The following is a 12,556-nucleotide window of genomic DNA, read 5'->3' on the forward strand; positions in this document are numbered from 1 at the left end:
CCATCGCAAGCCGGTACCTCGCCGGCCAGCCACTCGGAGGACTCCATGAGCAGCCGTACGACGCCCAGCGCCCGCCGCCGCCACCTGATCGCCGCCGCACTCGCCGGCGGGGCGCTCGCCCTGTCCCTGACGGCCTGCGGATCCGGCACGGACGGCGGGGTCGACAAGGCCCGACCGGTGGGCGGCGCCGCCACGGCGCCGACCGGCGACGCGACCGGCGACGCGACCGGGTCCCCCGCGCAGGCCCGACCGCCCGCGACCCCGGCCGAGCGGGGCGGCCCGCGGACCGCTCGCGCCCAGGCCACGGAGACCGCCGAGAAGTCGGTGGCGGGCGGCAAGGTCACCAGCGCGAAGCTGGAACGGGACAACTCCGCCCAGGTCTGGAAGGTGGACGTGATGACCGCCGAGCCGCGCGTCCACCACGTGAAGGTGGACGCGGCGACCGGCGCCCTGCTCGGCAGCCGGGCCGACCGGATGCCCGACCGGGCCCGCCCGTACCTGGAGATCCCGCTGGCCCGGCTGGCCGAGGCCACCGTGGACCGGGACGGCGCGGCCGCCGTGGCGCTGCGCGGGGCCGGTGCGGGCTTCGTCTCGGAGCTGTCCGTCCAGGGCGACCGGGGCGCTCCCCGCTGGCAGGTCGAGGTGACCGACGGCACGGTCCGCCACCGGATCGACGTCGACGCGAAGAGCGGAGCCGTGACGGCCCACACGAAGGAGGAGCACGAGGAGCAGGAGGAGCAGAAGGAGCCCGAGGAGCCCGCGGTCTCCCCCGCAGGATCCGGCGGTGCGACGACGCCCTCGACCGACTCCACCGGCTCCGACGGCTCCACCGGAGACCGGGGCGGCCGTCCGTCCGGGGACGAGATCCGGGAGCTCTCCCACGACTACGGCCGCGACCACTACGACTGGACCCAGCACCTCCCGCGGTAACACCATCCACCGCAATAGGTAGGATTCGGACAATGAGCCGCATTCTGCTCGTCGAGGACGAGATCTCCCTGGCCTCCGTCCTGCGCCGCGGCTTCGAGGCGGAGGGCCTGCGGGTCGACGTGGCCCACGACGGCGACGAGGGGCTGCGGCTCGCCCTCACCGAGGAGTACGACGCGATCGTCCTGGACGTGATGCTGCCGGGCCTGGACGGGCACCGGGTGTGCGCGACCGTCCGGGCGGCCGGGCTGTGGACGCCGATCCTGATGCTGACCGCGAAGGACACCGAGTACGACGAGGCGGCCGGCCTGGACACCGGGGCGGACGACTACCTCACCAAACCGTTCTCCTACCTGGTGCTCCGGGCCCGGTTGCGCGCCCTGCTGCGGCGCGGCGGCCGGGCCCGACCCGCCACCATCGAGGCGGGGGACCTCGTCCTCGAACCGGGGAGCAAGCGCTGCACCCGGGCCGGGACGGAGGTCCAGCTGACGGCCCGGGAGTTCGACCTGCTCGCCGTGCTCGCGCGGCGGCCCGGGGTCGCCGTCTCCAAGGGGGCGCTGCTGGAAGAGGTGTGGGACCTCCCGGCGGACTCCGACCCGAACGTGGTGGAGGTCCACGTGAGCGCGCTGCGGCGCAAGCTGGAGGCGGTCTGCGCGGAGCGGTTGCTGCACACCGCCCGCGGGATCGGCTACCGCCTGGTGCCCGCGCACGGCGGCTCCGGGTGACGCGGCCACCGCGGCCGCCCCGCTTCCCGCGCGCCTCGGTACGCGTCACGACCACCCTCGGGGCGGTCGCCGTGGTGGCGGTGGCCCTCCTCGCCGGGTGCGCCGGGCTGCTCGGGGTGATCCGCCACGGGCTGGTCGGTTCCGCCGAGCGCACCGCGCTGGCCCGGGCCGAGGCGGTCGCCGCGGTGACGCGGGAGGGCGCTCTGGTGGAGCGCCTCGCGATCCCCGACGGGGAGGACAGCCTGCTCCAGGTGGTCACCGAGGAGGGCCGGATCCTGGCGGCGAGCGAGAACCTCGCGGGCCGCGGGCCCGTCGCCTCCTTCGAGCCCGCCGCCGGGCACGCCTCGGCCGCGCGCAGCCTGCGCCTGGTGCTGCGCCCCGGACCGGACGAGCAGCCGTTCCGGCTGGCGTCCGTACGGGCCACCGGGGCGGACGGGCGCGAGGTCACCGTCTACGCGGGCACCAGCCTGGCCACCGCCGAGTACACCCAGCGCCTGATCCTGACCGCGATGGCGCCGGGCATCCCGCTGCTGCTCCTCCTGGTGGCGGCGGTGACCTGGCGCTCCACGGGCCGGGCCCTGCGCCCGGTGGAGGCGATCCGGGCCGAGGTCGCGGAGATCACCGCCCGGGACCTGGGCCGCCGGGTGCCGGTGCCGGCCTCCCGGGACGAGGTGGCCCGGCTGTCGCTGACCATGAACGACACGCTGGACCGGCTGGAGGAGTCCATGGACCGGCAGCGGCGGTTCGTCGCCGACGCCTCGCACGAGCTGCGCAATCCGATCGCCGCCCTGCGCGCCCACGTGGAAGTGGCCATCGCGCACCCGCGACTGCTGCACGGGCAGGAGCTGCTGGACGACGTGGTCCGCGTCCAGCAGCTGGCCGACGACCTGTTGCTGCTGGCCCGGCTCGACGCGGGGCAGCAGCCCGAGCGGGTCGTGCTCGATCTCGGCGCGCTGGCGCGGCGGACCCTGGACCGGCGGGGCGAGGGGCGGGTGCCGGTGCGCCTGGAGCGCGGCGGCCCGGCCCTGGTGCTGGGCAACCGGGGGCAGCTGACGCGGGTGCTGGACAACCTGCTCGACAACGCGCAGCGGCACGCCCGCCGGGGGATCAGCGTGGCGGTCACGGTGTCCGGCGAGGGGCGGCCGGGCGCGGCGGCGGTGCTGGAGGTCTGCGACGACGGATCCGGGGTACCGGAGGCGGAGCGCGAGCGGGTCTTCACCCGGTTCACCCGGCTCGACGCCTCGCGCAGCCGGGACGCGGGCGGCACGGGTCTGGGGCTGGCGATCGCGCGCGACATCGCGGTGGCGCACGGCGGAACACTGGACGCCGGGGCGGGGCCGGGGGGTCGTTTCACCCTACGTCTTCCGGTCGACTCCGCAGTGTGACCCCTCACATAGCCACCCCGTGCGACCGGAGATATTACTGTCGCGTAGGGTTACGACAAGTGATCTTCCCGTTCGGGCCACTGGAGACGGTTCGTACGGGAAGATCACCAAACTGGTTCTGTGTGCAACATATCCGCAGATGTCCGGATCGGATCCCGCCGGTTGAACGGGCGGACCCGGGATGATCATCCTCCTCCCATGAACCAGATCACCCGCCGCCGGGCCCTCGGGACCACCGCCGGCGCGCTCAGCGTCCTCGGCATCGCCGCCACCGCGCACGCGGCCACCCTCCCCGCCACCGCGACCGTGCCCGCACCCCGCACGGGCGACACCCTCGACGAGGTCTACCAGGGCCGCCGGATACGGATAACCCCCGCGCAGGGCGGTGGCCACCACGGCGGCCACCACTCCCCCGGCACCCCGACCGTCCGCATAGACGGCGCCGAACTGCACGTGATGCGCAACGCCGACACCACCTGGATCAGCGTCGTCAACCACTACGAGACGTTTGCCGACCTGCCCTCCCTCGCCCGCGCCGCCGTGCGCGAGCTCCAGGGCGCCGCCCTCGTCCCGATGGGCGGCATGTGATGACCGTGCGCAAGAACCAGGCGACCCTGACCCCCGCCGAGAAGCGCGCCTTCACCTCGGCGCTGGTGGAGCTCAAGCGGACCGGCGGCTACGACCGGTTCGTCACCACGCACAACGGCTTCATCATGTCCGACACGGACAGCAGCGACCGGGTGGGCCACCGCTCCCCCTCCTTCCTGCCCTGGCACCGCCGTTTCCTCATCGAGTTCGAAACGGCGCTCCAGAGAATCGACCCGACCGTGGCCCTGCCCTACTGGGACTGGACGGCCGACCGCACCTCCCGTTCCTCGCTGTGGGCGGCCGACTTCCTCGGCGGCACCGGCCGGGCGCGCGACGGCCAGGTGATGGACGGGCCCTTCGCCTACGCCGCCGGGAAGTGGCCGGTGAACGTCCGCGTCGACGGCCGCTCCTACCTGCGCCGCGCGCTCGGCACCGGGGTCGCCGAGCTGCCGACGAAGGCCGAGGTCGACTCCGTCCTCGCCATGGCCGTCTACGACGCGGCCCCCTGGAACAGCGCCTCCAACGGCTTCCGCAACAACCTGGAGGGCTGGCGCGGCGTCAACCTGCACAACCGCGTGCACGTCTGGGTGGGCGGCCAGATGGGTACCGGCGTCTCGCCCAACGACCCGGTGTTCTGGATGCACCACGCCTACGTCGACAAGCTCTGGGCCGAGTGGCAGGCCAAGCACCCGCAGTCGCCGTACCTGCCCGCCGCGGGCACCCCGGACGTGGTGGACCTGCACGACACGATGCGGCCCTGGAACGACGTGACCCCGGCGGACATGCTCGACCACCGCAGGTTCTACGCCTTCGACACCGAGCCCGCCTCGGTCTGATCGCCGGCGGCCAGCCACCGGTAGTGCAGCTCGGGGCGGCCGACCTGGCCGTACCGGGGCGCGCGGGCGGCCCGACCGGTGTCCACCAGGTGCTCCAGGTAGCGCCGGGCGGTGATCCGGGAGGTGCCCGCCGCCCCGGCGGCCCCCGCCGCCGTGAGCCCTTCGGGCGCCGCCCGCAGCAGGGCGGCCAAGCGGTCCAGGGTGGGCGCGCTCAGCCCCTTGGGCAGCTCGGCGGGGCGGGGCGGTCGGAGCGTGGCGAGCGCCCGGTCCACGTCGTCCTGGCCCGCCGCCTCTCCGGCGGCGGCGCGGAACTCGGCGTAGCGCAGCAGCCGTTCGCGCAACGTCGGGAAGGCGAAGGGCTTGAGCACGTACTGCACGACGCCCACCGAGACGCTCTCGCGGACCACCGCCAGGTCGCGCGCCGAGGTCACCACGATCACGTCCACCGGATGCCCGGCGGCGCGCAGCCCGCGGGCGAAGCGGAGCCCGTTGCCGTCGGGCAGGCCGAGGTCGAGCAGCAGCAGGTCGACCGGGGTCCGTTCCAGGGCCCGGGTCGCCTCGGCGAGGGAGTGCACCGCCGCGACGGCGGTGAAGCCGGGGACCCGGCCGACGTAGAGCGCGTGCGCGGCGGCGGCGACGGGGTCGTCCTCGACCACCAGCACCCGCACCGGCGACGCCCCGCCGCTCATGTCCGGGCCCCTGCGGCGAGCGGCAGCCGTACGGTGAACTCCGCGCCCCCGCCCGGCGCTTCGGCGGCGCTCACGCTCCCGCCGTGCCGCTGCGCGGCCTGGCGCACCAGCGCGAGGCCGAGCCCGCGCCCCGCCCCCTTGCCGGACCAGCCGCGCAGGAAGACGTCCGCTCCGGCGGGCAGCCCGGGCCCGTTGTCGGCCACCCGCAGCAGCAGCTCCCCGCCGCCGGGACGCACCGTCACCCGGACCCGCCCGCCGGGGGTGCCCGTGAGCGCATCCACCGCGTTGTCGATGAGGTTGCCCAGCACCGTGACCAGGTCGCGGGCCGGGGGCGCGGCGTCCGCCGCGACGAGCGGCCCGCTGTCGGGGGTGACCACGAGCTCCACCCCGCGTTCGTGGGCCTGGGCCGCCTTGCCCAGCAGCAGGGCGACCAGGACGGGCTCGCCGACGGCGGTGACCACCTCGTCGGTGAGCGCCTGGGCCAGCTCCAGTTCGGCGGTCGCGAAGTCCACCGCCTCCTGCGCGCGGCCGAGTTCGATCAGGGACACCACGGTGTGCAGCCGGTTGGCCGCTTCGTGGGCCTGCGAGCGCAACGCCTCGGTGAAGCCCCGCTCGTGATCCAACTCCCCGTTCAGCGACTGGAGTTCGGTGTGGTCGCGCAGGGTGACGACGGTGCCGTGCCGGCCGCCGCCCGCCACCGGTGAACTGTTGACGACCAGGACCCGCTCCGCGCTCAGGTGCACCTCGTCCACCCGGGAGCGGTCGGCGAGCAGCGCGCCGGTGAGCGGCGCCGGTAGGCCCAGCTCGGCCACGCCCCGGCCCCGCACCTCCCCGCTCAGCCCGAGCAGTTCACGACCCGCGTCGTTGATGAGGGTGACCCTGCGCTGCCCGTCGAGCATCAGCAGGCCCTCCCGGACGGCGTGCAGGACCGCCCGGTGGTAGTCGTGCATCCGGCTCAGCTCGGCCGCGTTCATCCCGTGCGTGTGCCGGCGCAGCCGGGCGTTGACGACGTACGTTCCCGCGCCGCCCAGCGCCAGGGCGGCCGCCGCGACCCAGGCGAGCGCGGCCAGCTGCCCGCCGAGCCGGTCGCTGATGGCGCGGACCGTGATGCCGGAACTGACCAGGGCGGTCACCCGGCCGTCGTCGACGACCGGGGTGACCACCCGGATCGAGGGGCCGAGGGTGCCGGTGTAGGTCTCGCTGAAGGTCTCGCCGCGCAGGGCCCGGGCCGTGTTGCCGAGGAAGCGCTCGCCGATCCGGTGCGGGTCGGGATGGGTCCAGCGGCGCCCGTCGGGGGCCATGATCGTCACGAAGTCCACGCCCGTGTCGGTCCGCACCCGCTCCGCGTAGGGCTGGAGCGCGGCGGAGGGGTCGGGGCCGTGGACCGCCTCCCGCACGGAGGGCGAGTCCGCCACGGCGCGGGCGGCGGCGCCCGCCTGGCGTTCGGCCGCCTCCTCGGCCTGGCGGCGCGCGGTGGCGTACGCGAAGACCGCGCAGCCGGCGACGACCAGGGCGACCAGCACCACCTGCATGGCGAAGAGCTGGCCCGCGAGGCTGCGCGGACGGGGGAAACGGAACATGGCGCTCAGTGTGCACCCGGCCGTGAACTCAATGAACGCAAGGGTGACCGGGGTCACAGGTTGGGTCATGGTCGGCGCGGGACGTATTCATCTTCAGGAGGCGACGTGGCCGCCAGGCGCGACAGGACCCACTATCTCTACATCGCGGTGATCGTCGCGGTGCTGCTCGGCATCGCGACGGGCTTGGCCGCACCCGGCACGGCCGTCGAGTTGAAGCCCCTCGGGACGGGCTTCGTGAATCTGATCAAAATGATGATCTCGCCGGTGATCTTCTGCACGATCGTGCTGGGCATCGGTTCGGTGCGCAAGGCCGCCAAGGTGGGCGCGGTGGGCGGGCTCGCGCTCGGCTACTTCATGGTGATGTCCACCGTCGCGCTCGGCATCGGGCTGCTCGTGGGCAACCTGCTGGAGCCGGGCAGCGGGCTGCACCTGACCGAGGCCGTGCGCGGCGCGGGCGAGGCCCAGGCGAAGGCGGGCGGGGCGCAGAGCACCGCGGACTTCCTGCTGGGGATCATCCCCAAGACGATGGTGTCGGCCTTCACCGGGGGCGAGGTGCTCCAGACCCTGCTGGTGGCGCTGCTGTGCGGATTCGCGCTCCAGGCGCTGGGAACGGCGGGCGAGCCGGTGCTGCGCGGGATCGGGCACCTGCAGAAGCTGGTCTTCCGGGTGCTCGCGATGATCATGTGGGCGGCGCCGGTGGGCGCCTTCGGGGCGATGGCGGCGGTGGTCGGCGCGACCGGCGTCGACGCGCTGAAGTCCCTCGCGGTCATCATGATCGGCTTCTACACGACCTGTCTGCTCTTCGTCCTCGTGGTGCTCGGGACGCTCCTGCGGGTGTGCACGGGCGTCAGCGTCTTCGCGCTGCTGCGCTACCTGGGCCGCGAGTTCCTGCTGATCCTGTCCACCTCCTCCTCCGAGTCGGCGCTGCCGCGGCTGATCGCGAAGATGGAGCACCTGGGCGTGTCCCGGCCGGTGGTCGGGATCACGGTGCCGACGGGGTACTCCTTCAACCTGGACGGCACCGCGATCTACCTGACGATGTCCTCGCTCTTCATCGCCGAGGCGATGGGCAAGCCGCTGGCGCTCGGTGAGCAGATCTCGCTGCTGCTGTTCATGATCATCGCCTCCAAGGGCGCCGCCGGGGTGACCGGCGCCGGCCTGGCCACCTTGGCCGGCGGCCTCCAGTCGCACCGGCCCGAACTGGTCGACGGCGTCGGCCTGATCGTGGGCATCGACCGCTTCATGAGCGAGGCGCGGGCGCTGACGAACTTCGCGGGGAACGCGGTGGCGACCGTGCTGATCGGGACCTGGACCAAGGAGTTCGACCGCGACCGGGCCACCGAAGTCCTCGCGGGACGACTGCCCTTCGACGAGGCCAGCCTGAGCGACGGCGAGCACGCCGAGGGGGACGACCCGGCGCGCGCGGACGCGGCGACCACCCCGGTACCCGGCCAGCCGGCCGTGGGCAAAGACGGCGTACCGGTATAGAGCGGCGCCTCCCGGTACGCGCGTCGGACCGGCCGGGCAGGGCTCTCCCCCCACGGTGCCCAGCCCGGCCGGCACCGACACCCCCTAGCCAGGGGCGATTTTCAGCCAACCATCCGATAACCGGCGTGCGGTAAAAGGTACTTCCATATAGGGGCACGCTTCTGACATCTTGCGTCCACCACTCGTTTCGTACGGCCCGGTAGGTACCACCAGCACCACCGGGCCCTTCGGAGGACGCATTGATACCCCACATATCCAGCCGACCTCGACGTACCCTCGTGCTGGCCGCCGCCCTCGGCGCCGCACTGACCTTCGGGGCACCCGCCGCGCTCGCCGGCACCGCCCCCGTGGCACCGTCCGGGGCCTCCGCCCCGGCTCCCCGGGCCGCGGCCCCGGCTTCCCAGAGTGCGACCTGGGCTGCCGGAACCCGTGCCTACCTCGTGATCACCGCTCCCGGTGACAGCTCCGCCGTCCGCTCGGCCGTCACGGCCAACGGCGGCACGGTGTTCTCGAACTTCGACGGCATCGGCGTGATCGTCGCCCACTCCGCCTCCGCTTCCTTCGCCTCGACGATGCGCGGGGTCAGCGGAGTCCAGCAGGTCGGCGCCACCCGCACCTCGGACGTTCCGGCCGACGCCTACAACCCGGCGCTGCCCGCCAACCCGGCGCAGTCCACGACCCCCGCGGGCGAGCCGGTCCGCGCGGACATGAGCCAGATCAAGGCGGACCAGGCCTGGGCCGTCACCACCGGTTCGTCCTCCGTGAAGGTCGGCATCCTGGACACCGGTGTGGACGACCAGCACCAGGACCTGGCCCCGAACTTCAACGCGGCCGACTCGGTCTCCTGCGCCTACGGCAAGCCGGACACCCGCGCCGGCGCCTGGCGCGACGTGGACACCCACGGGACGCACGTCGCGGGCACCATCGCCGCCGCCAAGAACGGCAAGGGCGTCGTCGGCGTGGCCCCGAGCGTGAAGATCTCCGCGGTCCGGGTCGCCGAGCCGGGCAACTCGTTCTTCTTCGCCGAGAACACCATCTGCGGTTTCGTCTGGGCGGGTGACCACGGCTTCAAGGTCACCAACAACAGTTACTACACGGACCCGTGGCAGTTCAACTGCCCGGACAACATCGACCAGGCCGCCATCATCGAGGGCGTCAAGCGCGCCCAGGAGTACGCGGAGGGCAAGGGTTCGCTCCAGGTCGCCGCGGCGGGCAACGAGAACTACGACCTCGCCCACAAGACCACGGACTCGGCGAGCCCGAACGACTCGACGCCGGTCACCCGGACCATCACCAACGCCTGCCTCGACATCCCGACCGAGCTTCCGGGCGTGGTCACCGTCGCGGCGAACGGCACCGGCACCACGAAGGCCTCGTTCTCCAACTTCGGCGCGGGCGTCATCGACGTGGCGGCCCCGGGCAGCGACGTCTACTCCACCCTCCCGGGCGGCAAGTACGGCACCAAGAGCGGTACCTCGATGGCCACTCCGCACGTCGTGGGCGTGGCCGCGCTCCTCGCGAGCGCCAACCCCGGCATCACTCCGGCGCAGCTGCGCGACAAGCTGGCCACCCAGGCCAACGACATCGCCTGCCCGTCGGACGGCCGCTGCACCGGGACCACCGCCAACAACTCCTTCTTCGGCGAGGGCCAGGTCGACGCCCTGAAGGCGGTGGGCGGCTCCACCCCGCCGGCCGGCAAGTACTTCGAGAACACCGCCGACTTCGCGATCAACGACAACGCGACCGTGGAGAGCCCGATCACCGTCAGCGGGGTGACCGGCAACGCGCCCGCCACCCTCAAGGTGGGCGTGGACATCAAGCACACCTACATCGGTGACCTGAAGGTCGACCTCGTCGCACCCGACGGCAGCGTCTACACCCTGTCCAACCGGACCGGCGGCAGCACGGACAACATCGTCCAGACCTTCACCGTCAACGCCTCCTCGGAGGTCGCGAACGGCGTCTGGAAGCTCCGTGTGAACGACAACGCCAACTCCGACACCGGCAAGATCGACGCCTGGAACCTCACCTTCTAGGGTGCCGGGCGGTAACGGCGTGACGGGCACGCCCGTGCGCTAGCGGCGCAGGATGTCGGCGAGCCAGTCGAAGACGACATCGCAGTGCTGTTGCGGGGCCATCGGGGAGCAGTGCAACTGCGCCCCGGTGGCCCCGGTCAGCTTCACGTACTCGCGCCGGGCCCGCAGCAGGTCGTACATCTGCCGGGGCTGGCCCGGGTAGAACTGCTCGGCCTCGTAGTCCAGGACCAGGGTCGGCGTCTTGATCCTCGGCACCAGAGCGGTGACGTCGAGGCCGATCGCCCGCTGGGCCGGGGTCCACAGGTCCTTGAACACCCGGCCGGCCCTGGCCTCGCGCAGCGCCTCCCGGGAGAAGATCTCGAACCGCTTCTTGACGAGGTAGGCCAGTTGCGGGGAGAGGTCCGGGACCACCTGCTCGTTCCAGTTCCGGTTCGTCTCCTCCTTGTCCGCGGTGACCACGTCCCGCAGCGTCTTGTCGAAGCCGAGCCAGGGACTGACGCAGCCCGGCATGCAGACCAGGGCCGCCAGGCGGTGCTCGAAGGCCGCCGCGCGGGCCACCAGGTTGCCCCCCATGCTCATGCCGGTCAGCGCGATCCGACCGCTGTCCACGTCCTTGCGGCGGTCCAGCCAGTCGATGAGCGGGGCGACCACCCCTTCCCAGCGGGTGGTGAAGGGCATTTCCTCGACGAACAGCAGCCGGCCCTGGCCGGGGCCGTCGTAGACCAGCGCGTTCCAGCCCCGGTCGAGGGCCGCGGACACGCCGTAGGTCCACATGTCGACGTTCTGACCGTCGCTGCCGTTGGTCAGGATGACCGTCGGACGCGGCCGCTCCGGGCCCTCGGGTCGGAAGAACCAGACCGGCAGGTGGGTCTTCTCGTACGGGACCCGTGCGCGCTCGGCGGCCGGCGAGCACAGCGAGGCGAAGGTGTCCCAGGCCGCCGCACCGGCCAGGTACACCGCCTTCTCGTCGGCCGGTTTCGCCGTGCCCAGGACGTAGAAGAGGCTCTGGGCGAAGTACTGCGAGGCCCGTAGCGCCCGGAAGCGGCGGGTCTGGGAGGGCGGTTCGTGGCCGTGGCGCCCGGCGGGCGACGGCGCCGCGAGCTTCTCGCCCCAGCCGCGGAAGGTGTCGCTGAAGGTCTGCTCGGACGCCCCGGCGGCGTTCACGGAGTTGACGGCGGTCAGCACCTCGCCGACCTCGGAGGCCCGCATCCCCGCGGCGCCGAGGGCGAACAGCGCGGCGAAGTTGAAACCGGGGTCGGTGAAGAGCTTCATGGCACCGGGCGCCGCGTCCGGCTCGACCGCCGAGCCCGGCCGCGAGGCGGCGCCGCCCACCGAGGCGGCCCGGGCCGGGGCCGCGGCCACGGCGCCGCCGGCGGCGAGGGCCCCGGCCCCCGCGGCGATCCCGGCCAGCGCCGCGCGGCGGGAGAGGACGGACGGGGGCAGCGGCGCGGGCGGCGGCTGGTGCGGGGTGGTGCGACGGTGCGTCATGCTCGGGACGGTAGGAGGCCGCTACGGCGGGTCGCCCGGCGCCACACCCGCCACTGCTCCGAACGGACCTGCCCGGCAGACACCCCCTAGCGGGTCCGCAGCACGCAGTCCCCGCACAGGCCGCCGCCCGGTGCCTTGTAGTAGAGGCAGCAGCTGCGCCGTACGAAGGCCACCCCGAGCCCCTCCTCGTGCACGAAGGTGCCGGTGGCGCCCAGCGGTCCGTCATCGGCCAGCAGCGCCGCGGTCAGGGCGACCGCATCACCTCCCGGGACCCGGTCGAGCAGCACCCGCAGGCCGCCGACCAGCCCGGAGGCGGCGTTCCCCCGGAGCACCCGCGGCGACAGCGCGTACCGGACCCGCAGCCCCGCCTCCAGCACGGCGAGGTTCCCGAGCACGGTGGCCCCGAGTTCCTCCCCGGGCAGGTCGACCGGGCCGGGCAGCCACAGCTCCAGCGACCCCGCGTCCGGCAGTCGCCACCACACCCGGTCGGGAGCCAGGTCCGGCACCCGCCCGGACAGTGCCGCGCAGCCGAGCCCGAGGGACCACAGCCGGGAGGCGATGCCGAACTGCGCGGTGGAGGCGGCCACCCGGCCCGGGCCGGTGCCCATGCGCCGGCCCACCTCGCCGACGTACTCCGCGAGGTGGTCGCCGTACAGCTCGGTCAGGGGACGGAATCCCGGCCCGGGCGGCTGCTCGGTGCACGGCACGGTGAAGAACGGCCCCACCGGGGCCAGTCGCCGCAGTACGTCCTCCAGGTCCATGGCCCGATGATCTCAGGCGGCGACCGGCGCCCGGGGGCGGGGTCCGCCCCCGG

Annotated in this window: 11 protein-coding genes; 7 read left to right on the plus strand and 4 right to left on the minus strand. The window is 73.5% G+C overall.

The window, feature by feature from the left end:
- The first annotated feature begins 45 nt into the window (after nt 1–45).
- The 5 genes from ACIQWR_RS11520 (at nt 46) to ACIQWR_RS11540 (ending at nt 4,461) form a co-directional block, all read left to right on the plus strand.
- The gene (locus ACIQWR_RS11520; RefSeq protein ID WP_404006911.1) at nt 46–930 is read left to right on the plus strand and encodes a PepSY domain-containing protein; all 885 of its coding nucleotides are present in this window, start codon (nt 46–48) and stop codon (nt 928–930) included.
- A gap of 32 nt (nt 931–962) precedes the next feature.
- Nucleotides 963–1,652, plus strand: a complete 690-nt coding sequence (locus ACIQWR_RS11525; protein ID WP_404006914.1) for a response regulator transcription factor — start codon at nt 963–965, stop codon at nt 1,650–1,652.
- Nucleotides 1,649–3,037 carry a sensor histidine kinase gene (locus tag ACIQWR_RS11530; protein ID WP_404006917.1) on the plus strand — a complete coding sequence of 463 codons (1,389 nt, stop codon included), beginning with the start codon at nt 1,649–1,651 and terminating at the stop codon, nt 3,035–3,037. The genes ACIQWR_RS11525 and ACIQWR_RS11530 overlap by 4 nt, the downstream gene beginning before the upstream one ends.
- Nucleotides 3,038–3,235: 198 nt before the next feature.
- Nucleotides 3,236–3,625 carry a tyrosinase family oxidase copper chaperone gene (locus ACIQWR_RS11535; RefSeq protein ID WP_404006920.1) on the plus strand — a complete coding sequence of 130 codons (390 nt, stop codon included), beginning with the start codon at nt 3,236–3,238 and terminating at the stop codon, nt 3,623–3,625.
- Complete coding sequence (locus tag ACIQWR_RS11540; RefSeq protein WP_404006923.1) at nt 3,625–4,461, plus strand: tyrosinase family protein; 837 nt, start codon at nt 3,625–3,627, stop codon at nt 4,459–4,461. Before ACIQWR_RS11535 ends, ACIQWR_RS11540 begins: the two co-directional genes overlap by 1 nt.
- Here ACIQWR_RS11540 and ACIQWR_RS11545 read toward each other — a convergent pair.
- Entirely contained in the window at nt 4,428–5,150 is a 723-nt protein-coding gene (locus tag ACIQWR_RS11545; RefSeq protein WP_404006925.1) for a response regulator, read from the minus strand. The two genes, ACIQWR_RS11540 and ACIQWR_RS11545, sit on opposite strands and share 34 nt — an antisense overlap.
- Nucleotides 5,147–6,730, minus strand: a complete 1,584-nt coding sequence (locus ACIQWR_RS11550; protein WP_404006928.1) for an ATP-binding protein — start codon at nt 6,728–6,730, stop codon at nt 5,147–5,149. Before ACIQWR_RS11550 ends, ACIQWR_RS11545 begins: the two co-directional genes overlap by 4 nt.
- A 105-nt stretch (nt 6,731–6,835) precedes the next feature.
- Here ACIQWR_RS11550 and ACIQWR_RS11555 point away from each other — a divergent pair, with 105 nt between their 5' ends.
- Both ACIQWR_RS11555 and ACIQWR_RS11560 read left to right on the plus strand, forming a co-directional pair.
- Nucleotides 6,836–8,218, plus strand: a complete 1,383-nt coding sequence (locus ACIQWR_RS11555) for a cation:dicarboxylate symporter family transporter (protein WP_404006931.1) — start codon at nt 6,836–6,838, stop codon at nt 8,216–8,218.
- A 278-nt stretch (nt 8,219–8,496) separates the two neighbouring features.
- Nucleotides 8,497–10,254 (plus strand): S8 family peptidase, encoded by a 1,758-nt coding sequence (locus ACIQWR_RS11560; RefSeq protein ID WP_404006935.1) that lies wholly within the window; start codon nt 8,497–8,499, stop codon nt 10,252–10,254.
- Between the two features lie 39 nt (nt 10,255–10,293).
- Here the strand turns inward: ACIQWR_RS11560 and ACIQWR_RS11565 are convergent, their stop codons facing one another.
- Entirely contained in the window at nt 10,294–11,742 is a 1,449-nt protein-coding gene (locus ACIQWR_RS11565) for an alpha/beta hydrolase family protein (RefSeq protein WP_404006938.1), read from the minus strand.
- Nucleotides 11,743–11,828: 86 nt separating this feature from the next.
- Complete coding sequence (locus ACIQWR_RS11570) at nt 11,829–12,503, minus strand: (2Fe-2S)-binding protein (protein ID WP_404006941.1); 675 nt, start codon at nt 12,501–12,503, stop codon at nt 11,829–11,831.
- Nucleotides 12,504–12,556: the final 53 nt, after the last annotated feature.

The organism is Streptomyces sp. NPDC098789 (assembly GCF_044759975.1).
GTDB lineage: Bacteria > Actinomycetota > Actinomycetes > Streptomycetales > Streptomycetaceae > Streptomyces.